This is a genomic window from Achromobacter sp. FW305-C-30-7 (genome assembly GCF_058783105.1).
The window spans coordinates 49790-69885 of the sequence record NZ_JBYSYI010000010.1 but is presented as its reverse complement, the minus strand read 5'-3'; the positions used below and the strand labels follow the sequence as shown (position 1 = coordinate 69885).

Annotated in this window: 23 protein-coding genes; 10 read left to right on the top strand and 13 right to left on the bottom strand. The window is 66.2% G+C overall.

Translation table 11 applies throughout. From position 1 onward, the window contains the following. Positions 1 to 138 precede the first annotated feature (138 nt). Positions 139 to 834, bottom strand: a complete 696-nt coding sequence (locus AC3WOB_RS26185; RefSeq protein ID WP_492276619.1) for a DUF3313 domain-containing protein — start codon at positions 832 to 834, stop codon at positions 139 to 141. A 271-nt stretch (positions 835 to 1105) separates the two neighbouring features. Here AC3WOB_RS26185 and AC3WOB_RS26180 point away from each other — a divergent pair, with 271 nt between their 5' ends. The 3 genes from AC3WOB_RS26180 (at position 1106) to AC3WOB_RS26170 (ending at position 2567) form a co-directional block, all read left to right on the top strand. Then, entirely contained in the window at positions 1106 to 1300 is a 195-nt protein-coding gene (locus AC3WOB_RS26180) for a hypothetical protein (protein WP_013395228.1), read from the top strand. A 50-nt stretch (positions 1301 to 1350) separates the two neighbouring features. Then, a complete protein-coding gene (locus tag AC3WOB_RS26175) occupies positions 1351 to 1839 on the top strand; it encodes a GNAT family N-acetyltransferase (protein WP_492276618.1) in 489 nt (162 codons plus the stop codon). A gap of 95 nt (positions 1840 to 1934) precedes the next feature. Then, on the top strand, positions 1935 to 2567 hold the full coding sequence (locus AC3WOB_RS26170; RefSeq protein ID WP_492276712.1) for an FMN-binding negative transcriptional regulator: 633 nt from the start codon (positions 1935 to 1937) through the stop codon (positions 2565 to 2567). Here AC3WOB_RS26170 and AC3WOB_RS26165 read toward each other — a convergent pair. After that, on the bottom strand, positions 2527 to 3795 hold the full coding sequence (locus tag AC3WOB_RS26165) for an MFS transporter (protein ID WP_492276617.1): 1269 nt from the start codon (positions 3793 to 3795) through the stop codon (positions 2527 to 2529). The genes AC3WOB_RS26170 and AC3WOB_RS26165 overlap by 41 nt on opposite strands. Positions 3796 to 3880: 85 nt before the next feature. On the opposite strand from AC3WOB_RS26165, the gene AC3WOB_RS26160 reads away from it, so the two are divergent. Beyond that, on the top strand, positions 3881 to 4618 hold the full coding sequence (locus tag AC3WOB_RS26160) for an ArsR/SmtB family transcription factor (protein ID WP_492276616.1): 738 nt from the start codon (positions 3881 to 3883) through the stop codon (positions 4616 to 4618). A gap of 291 nt (positions 4619 to 4909) precedes the next feature. After that, positions 4910 to 5182, top strand: coding sequence for a hypothetical protein (locus AC3WOB_RS26155; RefSeq protein ID WP_041655905.1), 273 nt, complete (start codon positions 4910 to 4912; stop codon positions 5180 to 5182). Between the two features lie 7 nt (positions 5183 to 5189). Here the strand turns inward: AC3WOB_RS26155 and AC3WOB_RS26150 are convergent, their stop codons facing one another. The 3 genes from AC3WOB_RS26150 to ypfJ all read right to left on the bottom strand — a co-directional run bounded on the left by AC3WOB_RS26150 (position 5190) and on the right by ypfJ (position 7524). Further along, entirely contained in the window at positions 5190 to 5954 is a 765-nt protein-coding gene (locus tag AC3WOB_RS26150; protein ID WP_492276615.1) for a DUF1828 domain-containing protein, read from the bottom strand. Beyond that, positions 5951 to 6487, bottom strand: a complete 537-nt coding sequence (locus AC3WOB_RS26145; RefSeq protein WP_013395221.1) for a hypothetical protein — start codon at positions 6485 to 6487, stop codon at positions 5951 to 5953. The genes AC3WOB_RS26150 and AC3WOB_RS26145 overlap by 4 nt, the downstream gene beginning before the upstream one ends. A gap of 182 nt (positions 6488 to 6669) precedes the next feature. Next, the gene (gene ypfJ, locus AC3WOB_RS26140) at positions 6670 to 7524 is read right to left on the bottom strand and encodes a KPN_02809 family neutral zinc metallopeptidase (RefSeq protein WP_013395220.1); all 855 of its coding nucleotides are present in this window, start codon (positions 7522 to 7524) and stop codon (positions 6670 to 6672) included. Positions 7525 to 7610: 86 nt separating this feature from the next. Here ypfJ and AC3WOB_RS26135 point away from each other — a divergent pair, with 86 nt between their 5' ends. The 4 genes from AC3WOB_RS26135 to bamC all read left to right on the top strand — a co-directional run bounded on the left by AC3WOB_RS26135 (position 7611) and on the right by bamC (position 11089). Continuing rightward, positions 7611 to 8237: an L-threonylcarbamoyladenylate synthase gene (locus AC3WOB_RS26135; RefSeq protein ID WP_088141980.1), complete on the top strand. Its 627-nt coding sequence runs from the start codon at positions 7611 to 7613 to the stop codon at positions 8235 to 8237. 69 nt (positions 8238 to 8306) lie between these two features. Further along, entirely contained in the window at positions 8307 to 8954 is a 648-nt protein-coding gene (locus AC3WOB_RS26130) for a site-2 protease family protein (protein ID WP_013395218.1), read from the top strand. A gap of 87 nt (positions 8955 to 9041) precedes the next feature. After that, on the top strand, positions 9042 to 9947 hold the full coding sequence (gene dapA, locus AC3WOB_RS26125; RefSeq protein ID WP_013395217.1) for a 4-hydroxy-tetrahydrodipicolinate synthase: 906 nt from the start codon (positions 9042 to 9044) through the stop codon (positions 9945 to 9947). Positions 9948 to 9964: 17 nt separating this feature from the next. Then, positions 9965 to 11089, top strand: coding sequence for an NlpB/DapX family lipoprotein (gene bamC / locus AC3WOB_RS26120; protein ID WP_013395216.1), 1125 nt, complete (start codon positions 9965 to 9967; stop codon positions 11087 to 11089). Positions 11090 to 11335: 246 nt separating this feature from the next. On the opposite strand, the gene AC3WOB_RS26115 is transcribed toward bamC, so the two are convergent. From AC3WOB_RS26115 to AC3WOB_RS26100, 4 genes are all read right to left on the bottom strand, one after another. Further along, positions 11336 to 11563, bottom strand: a complete 228-nt coding sequence (locus AC3WOB_RS26115) for a hypothetical protein (RefSeq protein WP_013395215.1) — start codon at positions 11561 to 11563, stop codon at positions 11336 to 11338. Between the two features lie 217 nt (positions 11564 to 11780). Then, positions 11781 to 12974, bottom strand: coding sequence for a ribosomal protein uL16 3-hydroxylase (locus tag AC3WOB_RS26110; protein ID WP_492276614.1), 1194 nt, complete (start codon positions 12972 to 12974; stop codon positions 11781 to 11783). Next, on the bottom strand, positions 12971 to 15640 hold the full coding sequence (gene mutS / locus AC3WOB_RS26105; protein WP_492276613.1) for a DNA mismatch repair protein MutS: 2670 nt from the start codon (positions 15638 to 15640) through the stop codon (positions 12971 to 12973). The genes AC3WOB_RS26110 and mutS overlap by 4 nt, the downstream gene beginning before the upstream one ends. 208 nt (positions 15641 to 15848) lie before the next feature. Next, positions 15849 to 16052, bottom strand: coding sequence for a hypothetical protein (locus AC3WOB_RS26100; protein WP_492276612.1), 204 nt, complete (start codon positions 16050 to 16052; stop codon positions 15849 to 15851). On the opposite strand from AC3WOB_RS26100, the gene AC3WOB_RS26095 reads away from it, so the two are divergent. After that, positions 16036 to 16500: a hypothetical protein gene (locus AC3WOB_RS26095; protein ID WP_492276611.1), complete on the top strand. Its 465-nt coding sequence runs from the start codon at positions 16036 to 16038 to the stop codon at positions 16498 to 16500. The genes AC3WOB_RS26100 and AC3WOB_RS26095 overlap by 17 nt on opposite strands. Positions 16501 to 16640: 140 nt before the next feature. On the opposite strand, the gene AC3WOB_RS26090 is transcribed toward AC3WOB_RS26095, so the two are convergent. From AC3WOB_RS26090 to fahA, 4 genes are all read right to left on the bottom strand, one after another. Further along, positions 16641 to 16973, bottom strand: a complete 333-nt coding sequence (locus AC3WOB_RS26090) for a hypothetical protein (protein WP_492276610.1) — start codon at positions 16971 to 16973, stop codon at positions 16641 to 16643. A gap of 74 nt (positions 16974 to 17047) precedes the next feature. Next, positions 17048 to 17455, bottom strand: coding sequence for a hypothetical protein (locus AC3WOB_RS26085; protein ID WP_013395210.1), 408 nt, complete (start codon positions 17453 to 17455; stop codon positions 17048 to 17050). Between the two features lie 232 nt (positions 17456 to 17687). Next, positions 17688 to 18647, bottom strand: a complete 960-nt coding sequence (locus AC3WOB_RS26080; RefSeq protein ID WP_492276609.1) for a tripartite tricarboxylate transporter substrate binding protein — start codon at positions 18645 to 18647, stop codon at positions 17688 to 17690. A 71-nt stretch (positions 18648 to 18718) separates the two neighbouring features. Beyond that, entirely contained in the window at positions 18719 to 20029 is a 1311-nt protein-coding gene (gene fahA, locus AC3WOB_RS26075; RefSeq protein WP_492276608.1) for a fumarylacetoacetase, read from the bottom strand. Positions 20030 to 20096 lie beyond the last annotated feature (67 nt).

Here is a 20096-nt window from a genome sequence, read left to right as displayed (position 1 = left end):
TGACGTCAATATTCATCACATCGTGATTTTCTGGTGAAAAAACGATGAGTTCGACCCGCTCCAGCCTCTTATGTTCCGCCCTGCAGGATCAGGGCCTGTCAACTCTGACAGGACGCTCCCTTGGCATGGACGCAGGCGCTAGCCGGCTTCCGGCCGGTCTTCCAGCCAGATGCGGTCGAACTGTTCGCGTGCGTGGAGCGCCCAGTCGTCGATGGCGCTGCGCACGTCGTCCGCGGTGGGCTTGCGGTCCGCGGGCAGATTGCCGCCCGTGACGGTGCCCAGCGAGGTGATGAGCAACTCGTTGGTATTGGCGTCGCGCAAGGCGGCTTCGAGCAGCAGGCGCGCGGACTGGTCGCGGTAGCCGGCCGCCTTGACGGTCTGGCCGATCACGAAGCCGATGGGGATGTATTCCATCATCCTGGGGTCGCGTTCGTTGCGGAACGTGCCGGTGATGGCGGCGCTCAGGCGCAGCGCGTGCGGCGTGGGCCGGGTCAGCAGTTGATAGCCGGCTTGTTCGAACTCGCGCCGGAGCGCCTCGTTCAGGTAGGCCAGCGCGCGCTCGCGCATGGCGCTATCGCCCTTCATGTCCAGTTCGTCCGGCCGGTCGCCTTGAATGTATTGCACCGGTTCCAGGATGAGCTTTTTCTGATACTGGCTGGCGATGGGCGGACCGGGCCGCACCCAGACCATGCCGGCGCTCCAGTCGGGATCCTGCTTGAGGCGGCTTTGGTTTTCGCCCAGAGAGGTGGAGTAGTTCTGCGGCTTGGGCAGGTTGGTGCAGCCGGCAAGGCCGATCACCGCACAGCAGGCGGCCAGAGCGAGGCGGATCTTCATGTTCTTCTCTTTTCCTGAAAGTGATGCCCGGCGCGGCGGGCGGAAAGGGCCGCACGCGCGCCGGGGGCGGGCCAATTATTGCTCCATTCCGATCCGGCTTTAGCGCTACAGGCGGCATGAAACTCTTGTTCCGCCGGAAAGCAGAATTCCATTTTGGGAAAACCGGATGCTGTTTTTGGCAAGCGGAAGCGCCATTCCGGGTAGGCCGTAATAGCCGCCGCAAGAAGCCGCAGCGGGACTACGATGGACGAGTGCACATAGGGAGACAACTATGGACACCGCCAAGCAGTGGTATGCCGCCGTCAAGGATTGGCAGCGGTCCCGCGACGAGCTCACCGCCGCGATCGCCGCGATCAAGTGGCCGAATCCCACACAGGATTGCCTGGACACCTACGACCGCGCCTACGCCAACGAAACCGGGGCGCGGGACCGCATGAACCAGGCATACGAACGCGTGCGACGATAGCCGCGCGCATCTGCTTCGAGGCCACGGCGGGCATTGCTACACTGCCGCGCATGACGGACCAACAACAGAAATTCTTGATCAGGCCGGCCCGGCCTGAGGACGCAGCCTGGCTGGAAGACTTGTTGATGCGCACCTACGAAGGCACGTGGATGCCTGAGATGACGGCGGAAAGGGACCGGCAGTTCCGCGCCAGCGGCAAGACGGCCGAGTACGTGCGCACGCGGGGAAACCTCTTCATGGTGTGCGAGATCGACGGCGTGCCGGTGGGCATGGCGGACTGGGAGAACGACTTCATCTGGGCCTTGCATGTGCACCCCGCAAGGCAAGGCCGGGGCGTTGGCGGCGCCTTGCTGGCCTGGATGGAAGCGGCCATCCGCGACGCGGGATTCGGACGCGCGCGGCTGGAGACCGACTCCTTCAACCAGCGCAGCCGCCGGTTCTATGGGAAGCACGGCTACGCCGAAATCGACACCTATCCTGATGAAGAATGGGACAGCGGCTTCACCACCATCCTGCTGGAAAAGCGGTTGCCGGCATGACGCCGCTGGCTCCATGAAATGGACCCTGGCTGGTCCTGGAAATGGAGCCACGATGGCGGTATGTTGTGGTTTTACCCGCAACCGCCGAATCCGCCATGTACCTGCCGTCCGCCTTTCGCGAAGACTCGCTCGAAGTCCAGCATGATTTCATCCGCGCCCATCCCCTTGCGGTGCTCACGACCAGCGGGGAGGGCGGGCTGATGGCGAACCACATCCCCTGTCTGCTGTATCCCGAGGGGCCGCATGGCGTGCTGCGCCTGCATGTGGCCCGCGCCAATCCGCAGCTTGCCGACCTGGCGTCGGGGCGGGAATGCCTGGCCGTTTTCCATGGGCCGCAGGCCTACGTCACGCCGTCCTGGTATCCGACCAAGGCCGAGACGCACAAGGTCGTGCCTACGTGGAATTTCGTCGCCGTGCATGTCTGGGGCGCGCCGGTGATCCAGGACGATCCGGCCTGGCTGCGTGCGCAGCTCGATGCGCTGACCGACAGCCAGGAAAAAGCGCGCGCGCAGCCTTGGCGCGTGGCCGACGCGCCGGAAGATTTCATCGCGGCGCAGATGCGCGCCATCGTGGGCGTGGAGATTCCCATCACGCGCATCGAAGGCAAATGGAAGGTCAGCCAGAACCGTACGGTTGCCGACCGGCGCGGCGTGGCGGAAGGCCTGGCGGGCGAAAACGGCGATGCCGTCATGGCCGGGCTGGTTGCCCGCCGCGGCGGGCTGGAGTAGTCCGCCCCAGGGCAAAACTGACGATGGCGGCGGCCTGCAGGCTGGCTGCCAAGGCCAGGAACCAGAGCAGCGGCTGTCCGGCCTGTTCCGACCATGCCCGCAGCATGCCGAACAGCGCCGGCGCGAAGGCATAGGCGCCTTGCGACATGGCGACGATCAGCGGCACCACGAGCTGCGTGTCCTCGCGGGCGAATTCGGTTTGCGCGATCAGAGGCGGCAGCGAGGTCGCGTTTCCTATGCCCGAGCCGAACAGCAACACGCCCAGCCAGATGGCCCAGGCGTGTTCAGCGGCCAGCATCAGGACCAGCGAACCGGCGATCTGGATGGCGTAAGCCACGCAAGCCACTTTGCGCCGGTCTGCGCCGGCGGGCATCAACCATCCCACCAGCGTGCGCCCGCCGATGGCCGCGGCCGTCGCCAGTCCCATGGCCAGGCCGGCGGTTTGCGCGCCCAGCAGCGGCGCCAGCAGGGAAAGCAGATGCGCGATCAGGCCGATCTGGGCGAACAGGCCCAATGACATGCCGGCGGCCAAAGTAAGAAAGGGCCGGTTGCGCCACAGGTCCGCCACCGGCGCAGGCGTTGCGGCGTTCATGGCCGCCGCTGGCGCCTGGGGGGGCTCCGCGGCGCCGTCCGGATCCTGCCCGAGCTGCTGCGGCGTAATGGCAAAAACCTTGCGCGCGAGCACGGCGATCACCGCCACCATCGCCACGCCTACCCACAAGGCCGCCTGGGCGAATCCTGCATGGCTGATCAAGTAGACCCATAAGGGCGAAAAGACGATGCCGCCGACGCTGGCGCCGTTGTAAGCCATGCCCAGCGCGGCGGGCCGTTGGCGCACGAACCAGGGCGAGATCAGCGCGTTGACGGCTGCGGCGCCCAGCGTCACCCAGCCCATGCCCGAGAACAGCGCGGAGACATACAACTGCCAGGGTTGCGCGGCCGTGGCCCAGCCGCCCACGCCCAGCGCCAGCAGCACGGCGCCGCCCAGCGTTACCGCGGGCACGCCGCAGTGCCGGTACAGTCGCGGCAGGTTGGCGACCACCAAGGTGCCGCAAAGAAAGTGCAGCGTGACGGCGCCCGACACCAGCGCCACGCCCCAGCCGGTGCGCTGTGCCACCGCGTGCAGGAATACGGGCGGGCCGTAGAAGCCGACGCCCCAGCCGAAGACCGCCAGCGCGAAGGTGGCGTAAAGAACCGTCCAGCCAAAGAATTTCCGGGGTGCGCGCATGAATGTCCGGCGGAGCCGGCTGTCTTGTTGTGTTGAGTCGCAGTATGCTTGAGACTGCACACAACACTTTGGTCTGAGCCGAATCATGGAATCCGAGTTCGCCGACGCCAGTCTTTCCGCCGTGGCGGGCGCCATCGCCGATCCGGCGCGCGCGCGCATGCTGTGCGTGCTGCTGGACGGCCGCGCCCGCACTGCGACCGAACTGGCCGCCGCTGCTGACATCGGCGCCTCTACGGCCAGCAGCCATTTCCAACGCCTGCGGGAGCAGGGCCTGGTGGAAATGGCCGTGCAGGGCAAGCATCGCTATTACCGCCTGGCGAACAGCGAGGTCGGGCATGCGCTGGAGGCCCTGCTGGTGGTAGCGGGCGCCGAACGGGTGCCGTTCAAGCCGAATACCCCTTCCGCGCTGCGCGAAGCGCGCACCTGCTACGACCACATGGCGGGCACGCTGGCCGTGCGCATCCACGACGCCATGCTGTCGCGTCAGTGGCTGGCGGCGGACGGGCGCGACTACATGCTGACGCCCCTGGGCGAGGCCGCCCTGGCGCAGATCGGCGTGGACGTGGCGCAGGCGCGCCAACGCCGGCGGCGCTTCGCGTGTTCCTGCCTGGATTGGAGCGAACGCCGTTCGCACCTGGGCGGCGCCTTGGGCGCGGCCCTGCTGGATGCGCTGGCGCGCCGCGGCTGGATCAGCAAGGACCTGGATTCGCGCGCGCTGAGCGTCACGAAAAAGGGCGAAAAGCAGTTTCCTGCCTTCTTTGGCCCAGCCGATGACCAGTCCGCAGCAGGCGCCGCGCAGCGCGACCGGCATGTTGCCGCGTAGCCGCGGCGCGACCGGCGTCGGCTTGCGGCAAAGTGTGCATATGCAACAGATCTAGGGAAATCCCCGGGAGTCGATGCGTAGAGGTGATGGAATAGCGCTCCACATCGCGCCGCAAGCCGCATCAGGCCTTGCCATGCGCGCCTGGCAGGTTCCCTGTGCGGTGTCTCCAAAAAATGGGGACGCAATTCGTGCGATGCAACAGTGTTTCTATTTTCTGCGCGCGTTACAAAACATATCCGAACTGTCATGGACAGCCAGGGTATGCTGGGTCGCACAAAGAGGGCATCCGAAGTGCATCAGAACAATTTGATCTACAAGGGATACCGGCTGACGGCCAAAGTGTCCCGGGGCGCAGACGCCGAGGTTCAGGCGCAATCCAGCGGCCCCGTATTTATCGCGTCAGTGATGGTGGTCCAGGCAGGCGCCGTGCTCGAAGGCGGCGACGAATATCCGGTCCCGCGCTTTGCCGAGGGCGGTTTTGTCTACAGTCCGCGCGAAGCGGTGCATGCAGCCATCCTGCATGGCCGCGAAATCGTCGACGGCCTGACCAACATGCCAGCCTGACGCTGGCCTAGCCGGAAAAGACTTCCCGCCAATCACGCGTCTTGGCCAGCGTCTGCACGCTCGCCGACTGTTCCAGGATGGTCACCGCCTTCTTGAACTCCTCGGCCGAGGCGCCGTCCTCCAGGATGACCATGCGCGAGTTGCGCGCGTCCGCCATCTTCACGTCCGACATCTTGCCGTGGGTCTGGTAGACCTGCGTCCAATCCATTTTCTTGCCGGCCTTCAGGGCGATGGGCTCGATGTACGTCAGCGCTGTGCTGCTGGCCGCGCGCACGGCGAAGGCGAAATCTGCCGTGTGGCCGCTGCTGCCCTTGGCGCGCGCGCCCTTGACCATGCGATTCGCGCCCACGCCTGCCGCCAGCGCCCGCCCGACTTGCGCGCGGAAGCGCAGCTGGCTGAACTTGGGCATCCACTTGGCGCATTGGAAGGACAGCGCCATCGCCAGCTTGACCGCATCCCACAGGGCTTCCTGCAACTGCTCATTGGGGCCGGACGCGACGATGGCGCCGTCGCGGTCGAAATGCGCCAGGCTGACGCCCGGGGTTTCGTTCAGGATGTCGATGCGCTTGGCCGCCAGGTCGATGCCGTAGCTGGACGCGTGCATCGAGGTCTCACAGGCGTCGGTCAGGTAGAACGTGGACTCGTCGGGATGCGCGATGAAGAAGGCCGCGTGCTGTCCGTCCAGGCCCAGCGTCATGGGCGATATGGCGCGGATGGCGTGTTCGCCCGCCGGCAGGACGGTCCAGCCGGAGGCTTCCAGGAAAGTGCTCATAGGATCAGTTCGATTTGGCGGCCTTTGAGGGGATGCGCGAATCCGCCGGTCAGCGTCAGGTTCGCCCGCGGCAGGAAGTACTGCATCAGCGCGCCGATATTCTGCAGGGCGGGCACGATGGGTTCGGCATAGCCTTCGCCTTCGTCCACCCAGATGTGTTCATGGCTGCGGTCCGCAAGCGGCTTGCGGTACTGCGGCCGGCCTTCGCCCACCAGGCTGGTGTGGAAGGAGTCGTCGGTGTCCACGCCGAACACGCGGTGCGGGCCCACGAAGAGGCTGGCACAGAACGCCTCGGCCAGGAAGATGGTGGCCTGGCCGTGCACGGCCGTGCGCGCGCCGCGATAGATCGCGCGGAAGATCACGTCTTCGCGCACGTCGCCCTTGACCCGGCAGGCACAGGCGAATTCCAGCCACTGGAGATTGCTGGCGGCGGGTTTCGGCACCCAGGCGATCGGTTTTACGGTTTCCTTGGGTTCGGCAAGAATCTCTTGCACCTCATCAACGGTGATTAACGGTTCGAACTTGTTGGCCATGGAACTGATCTAGGGTCTTGGAAATGCGCGCGCCGGAAGCGCGCCTGGCATGCGCCGCGCGGCGGCGGGCGCACACGCAACACTGCGAGGGGGCGTCATCTTACAAGATGAAGACCGCGCCGCTCTTTTTGCTGTATGGATGTACAGCTCAAGAGGCGGCGCGGCGGCGGGCGCTCACGCGTCTACAGCGAGGTGGCGCCGAACGTGTCGCACTGCTTGATGCTGCCGCTCTCCAGCCCGCGCTTGAACCAGCGCACGCGCTGCGCCGACGATCCGTGGGTGAAGGAATCGGGCACCGCATAGCCCTGGCTTTGCTTCTGCAGGCGGTCGTCGCCGATCGCGGTGGCGGCGCCCAGCGCCTCTTCCACGTCGCCGCTTTCCAGGATGTTGCGCGCGGCGTTGGCGCGTTGCGCCCACAAGCCCGCGAAGCAGTCGGCCTGCAATTCCATGCGCACCGACAAGGCATTGGCCTGGGACGGATTGCGGCGGCGCAGGTTGTCTACCTGGTCCGAGATGCCGAGCAGGTGCTGGACATGATGTCCGACCTCATGGGCGATCACATAGGCCTGGGCAAAATCGCCCGGCGCCTTGAAGCGGTTCTGCAATTCGTCGAAGAAGGCCAGGTCGATGTACACCTTGCTGTCGCCCGGACAGTAGAACGGACCCATGGCCGACTGGCCGGTGCCGCAGGCCGTGGGCGTGGCGCCGCGGAACAGCACCAGCTTGGGCGCCACGTACTGGCGGTTCAGGTCCTTCTGGAAGATGGCGCTCCAGGTGTCTTCGGTTTCGCCCAGCACCTTCGAGACGAAGATGGCCTGCGGATCGTTGGCGGGCGGACGCGTGGCCGGCCCCTGTTGTTGCTGCGCGGGCGGGCCTTCGGCCATCTGCAGGACCACGCTGGGATCCACGCCGAAATACATGGCGACCAGGGCCAGCACGATCGTGCCTATGCCGATGGTGCCGCGGCCGCCGATGCGTGGGCCGCTGGAACGGCGGTCTTCCACATTGTCGCTTTCGCGCGAGTCATCAAGGCGCATACTGTTTCTCCGGGCGGGTCGGCGTTCCCGCCATTTTGCATCGCCGCTCTGTACTGAGCAGCCTTCAAGAGTGTTAGGATAAACCCATGGCCTTGTATTTCGATATCCATCCCGCGAATCCGCAACCGCGCCTGCTGAAGCAGGCGGCCCAATGGCTGGCCGATGGCGGGCTGGTCGCGGTGCCTACCGATTCGAGCTATGCCGTGGTCGCGCGGCTGGACGACAAGAACGCCGCCGACGGGCTGCGCCGCCTGCGAGGCCTGGACGAACGCCATCATCTCACGCTGCTGTGCCGTGACCTGGCCGAAATCGGCCACTTCGCGCGCGTCGACAACCGCCAGTACAGATTGCTGAAGGCCGCCACGCCGGGGCCCTGGACCTTCATCCTCGAAGCCACCAAGGAAGTGCCGCGCCGCGTGTCGCACCCGTCGCGCAAGACCATAGGCATCCGCGTGCCGGATCATGCGGTCATGCTGGGCCTGCTGGAGCAGGTGGGGGCGCCCCTGCTGTCCACCACGCTCATCCCCAAGGACGAGACCGAAGCGTTGAACGACGCGGAAGAAATCCGCGAACGCTACGACCACGACCTGGCAGCCATCATCGACGCGGGCGCCTGCCCGCAATCGCCCACTACCGTGATCGACCTTACCAGCGAAGAGCCGGTGGTGGTGCGTGTCGGACGCGGCGATCCTGCCACCCTCGGTCTTGCCTGAGCGCGTCCGCCGCGCCGACCTGCACGCCGGCACGCGCCGGCTCGCGGCTCATCTACAATCCGGTTCGCCATGAACGACATCATCCAAACCATTGCGGTCTACGCGATACCGGTCATCTTCGCCATTACCCTGCACGAAGCCGCGCATGGCTTTGTCGCGCGCATGTTTGGGGATCCCACGGCCTATGAGGCCGGGCGCATCAGCCTGAACCCCGCGCGGCACATCGATCCGGTCGGCACGCTGCTGGTGCCGGTGGCGATCCTGCTGGCGTCCAAGCTGCTGGGCAGCCCGGGCATGCTGTTCGGCTGGGCCAAGCCCGTGCCGGTGGATTTCGGCCGCTTGCGCCGTCCTAAGCAGGACATGCTGTGGGTGGCGCTGGCAGGTCCTGCGGCCAACCTGTTCATGGCGGTGCTGTGGGCGTTTTCGCTGCGCCTCTTCCTGGAGTCCGGCCTGCAGGAATCGTTCTGGTTCGAAATGGCCGTCGCCGGCGTGAACGTCAACCTGGTGCTCATGGCCCTGAATCTGCTGCCGATTTTGCCGCTGGACGGGGGACGCATCCTCTTCAGCTTGCTGCCCAACCGCCTGGCCTGGCAATACTCGAAAATCGAGCCGTATGGCCTGGTGATCGTCGTCATCCTGCTGGTGACGGACGTGCTCTGGCTATTGATGCGCCCCGTGCTCGCCCTGGGGACGACCATCGTCCAGTGGTTTCTGTAGGATTTCAGCCAATATCCGTTAAACTCAACGGTTTCATTGATTCTGGCCCCGGGGCATCCCGCCGTGGGGTGTTGGAGCCCTACATTTATGGCATCCCCTGCAACCGCCGCAGGCGTTAATTTCCAAGGCAGCATGGTGGCCCTGGTCACCCCCATGCAGCCCGACGGCAGCCTGGACTACGCTGCCTACCGGTCGCTGATCGACTGGCATATCCAGGAAGGCACCGACGCGCTGGTGGTGGTGGGCACCACCGGGGAGTCGCCCACGGTCTCCATGGAAGAACATGCGGAACTGATCCGCGTTGCAGTCGAACACGCCGCGGGCCGCATTCCGGTCATCGCCGGCGTGGGCGCCAACTCGACCGACGAAGCCATCCACCTGACGCGCCATGCCAAGGCGGTGGGCGCGCAGGCCGGCCTGTCGGTCGTTCCTTATTACAACAAGCCCTCGCAAGAAGGCCTGTACCGCCACTTCCGCACCATCGCGGAAGCCGTCGATCTGCCCAATATCCTGTACAACGTGCCGGGCCGTACCGTTGCCGACATGAGCAACGAAACGATCCTGCGCCTGGCGCAGGTGCCGGGCATCATCGGCATCAAGGACGCCACGGGCGACATCGCCCGCGGCGGCCTGCTGCTGCGCGAAGCGCCGGCCAGTTTCCAGGTCTTCAGCGGCGATGATCCCACCGCCGCCGCCCTGATCCTGCTGGGTGCGCGTGGCAATATTTCCGTTACGGCCAACGTGGCGCCGAAGCTCATGCGCGAGCTCTGTGCCGCCGCCCTGGCCGGCAATGTGCCCAAGGTGCGTGAACTTAATGCGTACCTGGCGCGTCTGAACAAGGCTTTGTTCGTTGAAGCCAACCCCATCCCTGTCAAGTGGGCGTTGGCCGAAATGGGCCGCAGCGCACTGGGTTACCGGCTGCCGCTGGTGGAACTGGGAACACAGCACCACGCGACCGTGCGCGCTGCGCTCCAGGAAACGGGCCTGCTCTAAATATCGTGAGGATACGTATGAACAAGCGTCATGCCGGTTTGTCGGCATTGATGTCTCTGGTGTTGTTGGCCGGTTGCAGCGAGGTCAATCAATTCCTGGGCAATGAAGAGTCCGTCAACTACAAGAGCGCAGTCACGCAGCGTGGAGAGCCTCTCAGCATCCCGCCCGACCTGACCCAGGCCAACGCCGATCCGCGCTACCGCGCGCCGGCTTCGGGCTCGACCACCTATTCGCAGTTCCAGCAGCAGGGCCAGGCGCAAGCCAGCCAGCCGAAGACGAGCAACGTGCTGCCCGGCCGCCAGGACATGCGCGTCGAGCGCGACGGCGACCTGCGCTGGCTGGTGGTGGACCGTCCGCCGGAAGACATCTTCCCGCGTCTGGTCGACTTCTGGACCGAAAGCGGCTTTACAGTGGCCAGCAACAACCCGAGCGCCGGCCTGATCGAAACCGATTGGGCGGAAAACCGCGCCAAGATCCCGGAAAGCTGGCTGCGCCAGGCGCTGGGCATGATCCTGGAATCGGCCTGGGATAGCGGCGAACGCGAGAAATTCCGCACTCGCGTCGAACGCGTCAACGGTCATACCGAGGTCTACGTCAGCCATCGCCAGATGCTGGAAAAGCGCGTGGGCGCCGACGGCAACCAGGTGCAATGGCAGAACGGCAAGGAAGATCCGGGCCTGAACGCCGCCATGCTGGCGCGCATGATGGTCTACCTGGGTTCCGACGTCGACAATGCCCGCAAGCTGGTGCAGCAGGCCGAGGCCGCGCCGCAGAAGCCCGCCGTGCAGCAGGACGTCCGTGCTCAAGGCGCCTCGCTCGTGGTCAGCGAATCCTTCGACCGCGCATGGCGCCGCGTCGGCGTGGCGCTGGATGGCGGCGGTTTCGCCGTGGACGACCGCGACCGCTCCGCTGGCGACTACTTCGTCCGCTACGTCGACACCGACACGGGCGAGAAGATCGAGCAGCCGGGCTTCTTCAGCCGCATGTTCTCGGGCGACAAGAAGGCCGAGGCGCCCCAGTACCGCATCCACCTGGCCGCCACCGGCGACCAGACCACGGTGACCGTGCTGGACGCCAATGGCGCCCGCGACAACAGCGCCACCGCCCAGCGCTTGCTGAGCGTGCTGAAGGACAAGATGTAAGACCGGCCCGGTTCTGCGCTTATGCGCAGGCCTGCGCAAGAGAGGCCCCGCTGGGGCCTCTTTTTTATTTGGGCGCGGTTTGCAAGGGTCTTGCAGACTGCGGGACGCGCGAACCCTGAGCCGCGATGCGGTACGGTTGCGGTGTCTTGCTCATAGACCATCTGGACACAAAAAAGCCCTGGCTGCAAACAGCCAGGGCTTTTTCTTGCGTCCTCAGAGCGGGGGTTCGTCTCTGCGGTTTTTTTATTAGGACGCGGGCGTGGTCGAGCCGCCCGGGGTGGTCGAACCGCCGCCCGGCGTGGTGTTGGGCGTGGGCGCCGGAGCCGGCGAGGTGGCCGGGGGCGTCGTGGTGGGGGCAGGCGTGCTTGCGCCCGGAGCGGGGTTGGTCGCGGGCGCCGGGGCATCTTCCTTCTTGTTGCAGGCGCTCAGCGCGACGGCCAGCACCGAAGCAATAATCAAGGTTTTGCTCATCATTTTTAGACTCCTGTAGATGACGACTCTTGAAACCCCATTAGGGGAAACCAGAAGTCAGGCTACAGGAACACGCGAGCGCAACGCGTATGAAAGTTAAAAAGGTCGCATCCTAACGGCAACAAACCTTTCAGCTTCGTGTTATCTCTTTCTTGATGTGTCCCGCGTATCAGACCTGATTTCCTTCTGTACAGGACTGATACGCGAGGGTGTCCGGATGCTACGCAGATTCGTAGCGGATCCAGCCCGAGTCCAGCCAGTCCGCCAGGCAGGAGCGCGCTTCGTCGCTGAGGCGGGCGCAGGACGGGTCCGCGCAATCCAGGCTGCGCGCGTCGGCCAGCATGCGCAAGGCGGCGTCGGCCGGCGTCATGGCGGTCTCGCCATTGATGAAGAGCTGCTTGCCGCGATACAGCATGCGGCTGCGGCGGTCCAGCACCAGCCTGCCGCTGGCGGGCCAATCCTCTTCCAGATCCACGTCCATGCTTTCGGGCGCATCGAACACGCTGAGGTTGCTGGGCTCGGTCAGCCAGCAGCCCAGGAAGCGCGAGGCCAGCGCATCGTCGAAGCGCAGCTTTTCCACGGTTTCCAGCGTCGCGGCCACCAGCGCGTCCGGCAGGGCGGCAGGAGTGTCGACGGCGGGCTGGCCGGGATCGCGATAGACCGCGGACAGTTTGGGGCCGGGCAGGGCGGGTTCGCCGTAGGGGCCGCCCAGGAGGCCGACGCGCGCCATGACCTGGTCCGCGGCCGCTTCCAGCAGCCCGCGCGCCAGCGTCGCCTGCGTGGGCGCGCGAAAGCCGATGGAGATGGTCATGCAGCCGTCGCCCGCGGCGACGCCGTCATGGGCGGCCTGCGGCGGCAGGTAGAGCATGTCGCCCGGGGCCAGCACGGCGGTTTCCTCGGGCTCGAATCGGCTGAGGATCTTCAGTGGCAGGCCGGGTTCCAGCGACAGGTCCTTCTGGCGGCCATAGCGCCATTCGCGCTCGCCCGCCGCCTGCAGCAGGAACACGTCGTAGCTGTCGAAGTGCGGCCCCACGCCGCCGCCGTGGCTGGCGATGCTGATCATCACGTCGTCCAGGCGCGCGTCGGGGATGAAGCGGAACAGCTGCATCAGTTCGGATGCGGCATCGCTGTGCAGGTCCACGCTTTGCACCAGCAGGGTCCAGTCGCCTTCATTGTCCTTGGGCAGGCGCGCGAAGGGGCCGTTCTCCATTTGCCACTCGCCATTCTCGCGCCAGATCAGGCGCGACTCCACGTCGTCGCGGCGCGCCAGCTTCTTGATGGCGGCGATCGTGAGCGGGGGCTTGAAGCCGGGGATGGCCTGGCGGATCAGCAAGGGCTTGCGCTGCCAATGGCGGCGCATGAAGTCGTTGGGACTCTGGTTGCCCAGCAGGGCCAAGGGAAGGTCGAGGTTCATTGCAGGTGCTTCTTCAGGCGGTAGAGGGCGTCCAGCGCTTCGCGCGGGGTCAGGCTGTCCGGGTCGACGGCGGCGAGTTCCTCGCGCAGGGCATCCAGGGCTTCCAGGTCGTCGGTGCGGTCGGCTTCGGCATAGGCCTGGGCGTCGGCGTCCGCCGCGGCGGCGAACAGGCCTAGCTGCGGCGTGGGGGCGCCCTGGGCTTCCAGGCGTTCCAGTTCGCGTGTGGCCTGGCGGATCACGGCGGCGGGCACGCCCGCGCGCTGCGCCACCTGGATCCCGTAGCTGCGGCTGGCCGGGCCTTCGCGCACTTCATGCAGGAAGACGATGCCGCCGGCTGATTCCGCCGCGGCCAGGTGCACGTTGGCCGAGGCCGGCTGTTCCGCGGGCAGGCGGGTCAGTTCGAAATAGTGGGTGGCAAACAGCGTCAGCGCGCGGTTGTGGGCCAGCAGGCGGCAAGCGATGGCCCAGGCCAGCGCCAGGCCGTCATAGGTCGACGTGCCGCGGCCGATCTCGTCCATCAGCACCAGGCTGTTGGGCGTGCTGGCCGACAGGATGGCGGCTGCTTCGGTCATTTCCATCATGAAGGTCGAGCGGCCGCCCGCCAGGTCGTCGGCCGCGCCGATGCGGGTGAAGATGCGGTCGATCTTGCCGATGCGGGCGCGCGAAGCGGGCACGAAGCTGCCGATGCGTGCCAGCAGCGCGATCAGCGCCACCTGCCGCATATAGGTCGATTTACCGCCCATGTTCGGGCCGGTGATCAACAGCATGCGGCGCGCAGGTTCCAGCCGGCAGCCATTGGGCGTGAAGCGTTCGATGGCATGTTCCACCACCGGGTGGCGGCCGGCCTCGATGTCGATGTCGGCCTGCTCGGACAATTCGGGCGCGATCCAGTCGTGGCGGCGGGCGTGTTCGGCCAGGGCGGCCAGCGTGTCCAGTTCGGCCAGCGCGGCGGCGCAGTCGGATAGCGGCCGCACGTGTTCGGCCAGCACGTCCAGCAATTGCTCGAACAGCCATTTCTCGCGGGCCAGCGCGCGGTCCTGGGCCGACAGCACCTTGTCTTCCCAGGTCTTGAGTTCGGGCGTGATGTAGCGTTCGGCGTTCTTCAGCGTCTGGCGGCGGCGGTAGTCCTCCGGCACCTTGGCGGTCTGGCCCTTGGTGACTTCGATGTAGAAGCCGTGCACGCGGTTGAATTCCACGCGCAGATTGCTGATGCCGGTGCGCTCGCGCTCGCGCGCTTCCAGCTGCACCAGGAAGTCGCCGCCGTCGGCCGCCAGGCCGCGCAGCTCGTCGAGTTCGGCGTCGAAGCCCGCCGCCAGCACGCCGCCGTCGCGGATGGCGACAGCGGGTTCGGCGGCGATGGCGCGCACCAGCAGGGCGGCCAGGGCCGGATCCACCGACAGGTGCGAGATCAGTTCGCCCAGCCGCGGCGAGTCCGCCATGGGCTCGACCAGGTCGCGCAGCGCCGGCAGCGCCTGCAGCGCGTCGCGCAGGCTGGCCAGTTCGCGCGGACGTACCGAGCGCAGCGCCAGCCGGGCGGCGATGCGCTCGATGTCCGGGAATGCATTCAGCGCGCCGCGCAGGGACTCCAGTAGGCCGGCCGAACCAAATCCAGCCGCGCCGAAGGTCTGCTCCATGTCCATGCGGCCCGCCAGCAGCGCCGAGATGGCCTGCTGGCGCGCCAGCGCCTGCTCGTTCTCGCGCAGCGGGTGGTGCAGCCAGCGGCGCAGCAGCCGGCTGCCCATGGGCGTGCGGCAGCCGTCCAAGAGCGAGAACAGCGTCGGCGAGTCTTCGCCGGACAGCGTCTGCGTCAGTTCCAGGTTGCGGCGCGTGACCGGGTCCAGCAGCACGTACTGGCCAGGCCGTTCCGCCGACAGGCTCTGCACGTGGGCCAGGGCCTGCGACTGGGTGCGGGCCGCGTAGCGCAGCAGGGCGCCGGCGGCGCAGATGCCGGCCGGCATGTCTTCGATGTCGAAACCCGCCAGGGTGTCGGTCTTGAAATGCGCCAGCAGATGGGCGCGCGCGCTGTCGCCTTCGAAGTGCCAGTCGGGCACGCGGGCGCGGGCGCCTTCGAAGGGAAAGTCGAAGTCGGCGCTCTCGGCGCAGACGATCTCGGCCGGCGCGATGCGGTGCAGTTCGGATTCCAGCTGCGCAGGCGCGCATTCGGTCACGCGGAACTCGCCGCTGGCCAGGTTCAACCAGGCCAGTCCCGCGCGCGGCGCGCGCGCCGTGCCGCCGACGAACACCGCGGCCAGCGCGCGGTCCGCCTTGGCCGGCAGCAGCGCGTCGTCCGTCAGCGTGCCGGGCGTGACGATGCGCACGATGCGGCGCTCGACCGGCCCCTTGGAGGTCGCCGGGTCGCCGATCTGCTCGCAGATGGCGATGGACTCGCCCATGGCGACCAGCCGCGCCAGGTACTGCTCCATGGCATGCACCGGCAGCCCGGCCATCGGGATCGGCGTGCCATTGGACGAGCCGCGCTTGGTCAGCGTCAGGTTCAGCAGACGCGCGCCGCGCTCCGCGTCTTCGTAGAACATTTCATAGAAGTCGCCCATGCGGTAGAACAGCAGCAGGGGGCCGGCCTCCGCCTTCAGGCGGAGGTACTGCTGCATCATGGGGGTGTGGCCCGGGTGGGCGTCGGCGGCGGTGTTTTGCGTTGCGGAATTCATGCCCGTGATTGTATCGGGCGCTTGGACTGCTGCGGGGAGGGACGGATGCTGGTTTTATCCGGAACTCATTTGTTCATGATATTGCCCAACTTCTTGATGACCTCGTGCCCTGTGTCGGCGCAGGTCTCTGCTGCCCCAGGTCGCATCAATATGGCCATGCCGACTGCTCGGTCGCCGGCGCTTGGCGAGAACAGAAGCAATTGAATTGCTACGCCGGCAGGCAGGGCGGGCGTACGGAAAATGAGGCCAGGAAACCGACTGAACCGGCCCGAAACCGGCTGAAATTGCTTTGCGCAAAACCGCTGCATCCGCTCGCGGGAATAGTCGCTATGGTGGTCGCCACGCCGCACAACAGCGCGGCGATGACGGCATCAGCCTCCACGCCATAGGAAAAAATGAAAATCGCACCCATGTTGTCTTTCGTCGTGCTTGCCGTGTTCGCAGCCGCGGCCGCCCAGGCGGAAAGATGCACGTCCAATCTGTCGGGCGGGCAAGATTGCACCTATGACGACGGCACTACCTCGCGGAGCACGTCCAACCTGAGTGGCGGCTACGACACGACTTACAGCGACGGGCGGACTTCGCGCAGCACATCCAACTTGAGCGGCGGCTTGGACACGAGGTACAGCGACGGCACCACCTCCCGGAGCACGTCCAACCTGAGCGGCGGCTACGACACGACTTACAGCGATGGGCGGAACTCGCGCAGCACGTCCAACTTGAGCGGTGGCTACGACACGAGCTACAGCGATGGCGCCAGTTCCCGAAGTACGTCCAATCTGAGCGGCGGCTACGACACGACGACCAGCAAGGGGAGAAACAACAAAGCCGATACCCGTCATCCAGCAGGCGCCCGCTGAATTGAAGAGAACGGGCGGTGGTCTTGTCGAAAGCCGCAGGCCGCGGGCATGGCGGCCTGGTTGCAGGTTCCTGCGAAAGAGTGCGATTGCAATCGCCGTCAGTTCTGCAACGGCGGTTCAAACGGCTTGTTCAAGACCGGCTACTTGATCTTGCTGCAGCGGAAGGCCTCGATGCCTTTTTCCACATAGTGCGGTTCGCGTGCGCAGGCCGCGCGCATGGCCTGGTTTGCCAGGCTCATGAGGTTGGCTGCATTGGTCATGGCTTCCAGACCGTCGGCGCCCGGGCCGATCTTGTCGAAGCGCGCCTTGAACTCGGCGGCTTGCTTGCTGTAGGCGTAGGCGCGCATCACATCCGTATAGGCGATGGCCCGGGAAATGTCGCCCTCCGTGGGCTTTTTCTCGGCGCCGAAGGCCAGGCCGGACAGCAGAGCTAGGGCGAGCAAGGGGATGAGGGTGGTTTTCATGTTCGTCATCAGGAATTCTCTTGCGGGTTGTCCGATGGGAGGCCGGTTGGCGAGGCGCATGGGCGATCCGCCTGGTGCCGCCATCACCACATTTTGCAGGTCGTGCCGTTGTTGACGAGGTCGCCGCCGACGACGATGCCCTTCTCGTCGACGTGGAGCATGGTGTAGCAGCTGGCGACGCCGGTGCGGCGCTGGTAGATGGTGCCCGTGTTGTTGCCGAAGCCGTAGCTGACGCCGCCCGGCGGGGGAACGTAGAAGCTGCCGACGGCCTCGTCCCACGAGACTTCGCCGGAGGTCTGCCACATGTAGACCAATTGCCCGATCGGCAGGTCTTCACTGGCGTACACGCGATCGGGGACGCCCCACTCGGTCACGATGTCGTTGACTGGCTTGCCCTTGTGGCGCAGCATCGCCACGTCCCAGGTGGTGCAGGCGCTCAGCATGGCGCCGCACAGGCAGACTAGCAGGGCCTTGAGAAAACTGAATCGCACTTTTTCTTCCTTGTTCAGATGCTTGACAGGTGCCCTACGCGCCGCATGATGCCAGCAGGTCGCCGACATGGAAAGTGGGGGGTGTGGCGTGCATTCCACATCCCGCGTGCGCCGGAATCCAGCCCAACGGAAAACGCCCCATTGCTGGGGCGTTTCTTGGGTACTTGGGATTTTACGTTTTATTACAGTTGAGGGGGCGTTGGATCCGACGCACGCGGACCTTGCCTGTACCTCATTTGTTCATGATGTTCCCCAACTTCTTGATGACCTCACGCTCCGTCTCCGCGCTGGCCTGGGCAGCCTTGGTGTAGGTCGCGGTATCCATGTATTGCGGCGACACGCCGGACTGGCGTAGCAGGGCGAGGAAAGCCTCGTCCTTGAGGGTGTCGCGGAAGGCGCCGTCGAGCTTGGCGATAACGGCCGGGTCCATGCCCTTGGGGCCGGCGATGCCGAAAGGCGAGGTGTGCACCACGGGATAGCCGGCTTCCTTCAGGGTGGGTACGTCCGGCAGGTCCGGCGAACGCTTGTCGCCCAGCGACGCAAGGATGCGGACCTTGCCCGAGGCCACGTAGGGCAGGATGGTGCTGGCGCCGACCAGCACCTGGATGTGGCCGCCCAGCATGGCGGTCAGCGCGTCGGCGTCGCCCTTGTAAGGGACGTGGGTCCACTTGGCCTGGGCGGCTTCGCCCAGCTGCACCATGGCGATGTGCTGGCTGCTGTAGGCGCCCGGCGTGCCATAGGAAATCGTGTCGGGCTTGGACTTGGCGTAGGCGACCAGGTCGTCCAGCGTCTTCCAGGGCGAGTCCGCGGCGACTGCGACGTAGTAGTTGTAGCCGGCGATCATCGAGATGTAGGTCAGGTCCTTGATCGGGTCGTAGCGCGTGCCGGTGATGTGCGGCATGCGGAAGATGCCGATGGGCACCATGGTGACGGTATAGCCGTCGGGCGCGGTGTTGAGCATCTGGGTGGCGCCCAGCGTGCCGTTGGCGCCGGTCTTGTTTTCGACCACCAAGGTCTGGCCGAGGCGCTTGCCGGACTGCTCGGCCAGGGCGCGGCCGACCACGTCGGTGACGCCGCCGGCGGAGTAGGGGATGATCAGGCGGATCGGGTGGTTGGGGAAGTCCTGCGCCAGCGCGGGGGCGCTGCTTGCGCTTGCCAGGACCATCATGCCTGCTGCCAAGATCTTCTTCATGTCATTCCTCCTTTGTGTGCCGCCGGCTCGCCGGCCGGCTCCAGGTCTAGCGGGATGCCTGGTATTGAACGTCAATCGATAATGCGCGCCCGGCTTGCACCGAAGCCGATGCACTGGAAACCCTCGCGGCTGCAATGGGCCGTCAGGGTGACTTCGTCTCCGGCCTCCAGGAACAGCCGGGTTTCGCCCGAGGGCAGGGTAATGGACTGTTTGCCGCCATGCGTCAGTTCGAGCAGGCTGCCGTGGCCTCTGTCGTCGGGCGTGGAGATGGTGCCCGAGCCCAGCAAGTCGCCCGGGCGCAGGTTGCAGCCGCCCAGCGTGTGCTGCGCCACCATCTGCGCCGGAGTCCAGTACAGATGGCGCGCATCGGATGCCGCCAGCCGTTGCGGCGCTTGCGAGCGTTCACGCATCAGCGGCGTGGACAGCCACGCTTGCAGCGCGATGGCCAGTCCGCCCGTGGCGGCGTCGTCGGCGTTGCGCAGATAGGGCAGCAGTTCAGGATCGCCATCGCCGCGCGCCATCGCGGCGCTGCGGAACGGGGCCAGCGCTTCGGCAGTCACCACCCAGGGCGAAACCGTGGACGCGAAATTCTTGCCCTGGAAGGGGCCTAGCGGCTGGTATTCCCAAGCCTGGATGTCGCGGGCTGACCAGTCGTTCAACAGGCCATAGCCGGCCACGTGGCCGGCGGCCTGCTCCAGCGGCACGGGCTCGCCGAGCGCGTTGCCGGGGCCGATCCAGATTGCCAGTTCGAGTTCGAAGTCCAGCTGCGCCGACGGCCGGTAGGCCGGGACGTCGACGCCGGTCGCCGTCCTCACCTGGCCGCGCGGCCGCCGCACGGGCGTGTCGGAGGCGCAGATGGAGGAGGCGCGGCCGTGATAGGCGATAGGCACGTGCTTGTAGTTCGGCATCAGCGGGTTGTTGGGCCGGAACAGCTTGCCCACGTGGCTGGCGTGATGGATGCCGGCATAGAAATCGGTGTAGTCGCCCACGTCCGCAGGCAGCAGCAGCTCGCATTCGGCCTGCGGATGTAGCAGGCGCGCGGCCTGCGTCGCGTGCCGCGCGCTGGCAGGGTGTGCGGCGTCCAGCAGCGCGAACAGGGCGTGCCGCACGGCCTTGCGGGCGGCGGTGGGCAAGGCCATCCAGTCGTTGAGCCTGTGCGTCGATAGCGCTTGGCGCGCGACCGGCTCCAGCTCGTCCAGCAGGCCCAATTCCACGGCGGCCCGGACATCCAGCACCTGCTCGCCGATGGCGACGCCGATTCGCGGCGTGCCGCCATCGTGGCGGAACACGCCCATCGGCAGATTCTGCAACGGGAAATCCGGATGGCCATTGGCGCCGTCGACCCAGCTCTTGGCAGTGGGCGCGTGGGTGTGGTCCAGCATCTTGTACTCCTCGGGGGCGTTGTCGGTATCGCTGCGCGGCCTGCGCGCATGTTCAATGGAGGCCGCC

What these genes read in the sequence shown, in the direction of transcription:
- AC3WOB_RS26160 (WP_492276616.1), top strand. Translation starts at nt 3,881, where the DNA reads ATGGAATCCGAGTTCGCCGACGCCAGTCTTTCCGCCGTGGCGGGCGCC.
- AC3WOB_RS26100 (WP_492276612.1), bottom strand. Translation starts at nt 16,052, where the DNA reads ATGGGTGCGATTTTCATTTTTTCCTATGGCGTGGAGGCTGATGCCGTC.
- dapA (WP_013395217.1), top strand. Translation starts at nt 9,042, where the DNA reads ATGGCATCCCCTGCAACCGCCGCAGGCGTTAATTTCCAAGGCAGCATG.
- AC3WOB_RS26135 (WP_088141980.1), top strand. Translation starts at nt 7,611, where the DNA reads ATGGCCTTGTATTTCGATATCCATCCCGCGAATCCGCAACCGCGCCTG.
- AC3WOB_RS26110 (WP_492276614.1), bottom strand. Translation starts at nt 12,974, where the DNA reads ATGAACCTCGACCTTCCCTTGGCCCTGCTGGGCAACCAGAGTCCCAAC.
- AC3WOB_RS26095 (WP_492276611.1), top strand. Translation starts at nt 16,036, where the DNA reads ATGAAAATCGCACCCATGTTGTCTTTCGTCGTGCTTGCCGTGTTCGCA.
- bamC (WP_013395216.1), top strand. Translation starts at nt 9,965, where the DNA reads ATGAACAAGCGTCATGCCGGTTTGTCGGCATTGATGTCTCTGGTGTTG.
- AC3WOB_RS26150 (WP_492276615.1), bottom strand. Translation starts at nt 5,954, where the DNA reads ATGAGCACTTTCCTGGAAGCCTCCGGCTGGACCGTCCTGCCGGCGGGC.
- AC3WOB_RS26115 (WP_013395215.1), bottom strand. Translation starts at nt 11,563, where the DNA reads ATGATGAGCAAAACCTTGATTATTGCTTCGGTGCTGGCCGTCGCGCTG.
- AC3WOB_RS26165 (WP_492276617.1), bottom strand. Translation starts at nt 3,795, where the DNA reads ATGCGCGCACCCCGGAAATTCTTTGGCTGGACGGTTCTTTACGCCACC.
- AC3WOB_RS26090 (WP_492276610.1), bottom strand. Translation starts at nt 16,973, where the DNA reads ATGACGAACATGAAAACCACCCTCATCCCCTTGCTCGCCCTAGCTCTG.
- AC3WOB_RS26185 (WP_492276619.1), bottom strand. Translation starts at nt 834, where the DNA reads ATGAAGATCCGCCTCGCTCTGGCCGCCTGCTGTGCGGTGATCGGCCTT.
- mutS (WP_492276613.1), bottom strand. Translation starts at nt 15,640, where the DNA reads ATGAATTCCGCAACGCAAAACACCGCCGCCGACGCCCACCCGGGCCAC.
- AC3WOB_RS26170 (WP_492276712.1), top strand. Translation starts at nt 1,935, where the DNA reads ATGTACCTGCCGTCCGCCTTTCGCGAAGACTCGCTCGAAGTCCAGCAT.
- AC3WOB_RS26180 (WP_013395228.1), top strand. Translation starts at nt 1,106, where the DNA reads ATGGACACCGCCAAGCAGTGGTATGCCGCCGTCAAGGATTGGCAGCGG.
- AC3WOB_RS26080 (WP_492276609.1), bottom strand. Translation starts at nt 18,647, where the DNA reads ATGAAGAAGATCTTGGCAGCAGGCATGATGGTCCTGGCAAGCGCAAGC.
- AC3WOB_RS26175 (WP_492276618.1), top strand. Translation starts at nt 1,351, where the DNA reads ATGACGGACCAACAACAGAAATTCTTGATCAGGCCGGCCCGGCCTGAG.
- AC3WOB_RS26145 (WP_013395221.1), bottom strand. Translation starts at nt 6,487, where the DNA reads ATGGCCAACAAGTTCGAACCGTTAATCACCGTTGATGAGGTGCAAGAG.
- ypfJ (WP_013395220.1), bottom strand. Translation starts at nt 7,524, where the DNA reads ATGCGCCTTGATGACTCGCGCGAAAGCGACAATGTGGAAGACCGCCGT.
- AC3WOB_RS26130 (WP_013395218.1), top strand. Translation starts at nt 8,307, where the DNA reads ATGAACGACATCATCCAAACCATTGCGGTCTACGCGATACCGGTCATC.
- fahA (WP_492276608.1), bottom strand. Translation starts at nt 20,029, where the DNA reads ATGCTGGACCACACCCACGCGCCCACTGCCAAGAGCTGGGTCGACGGC.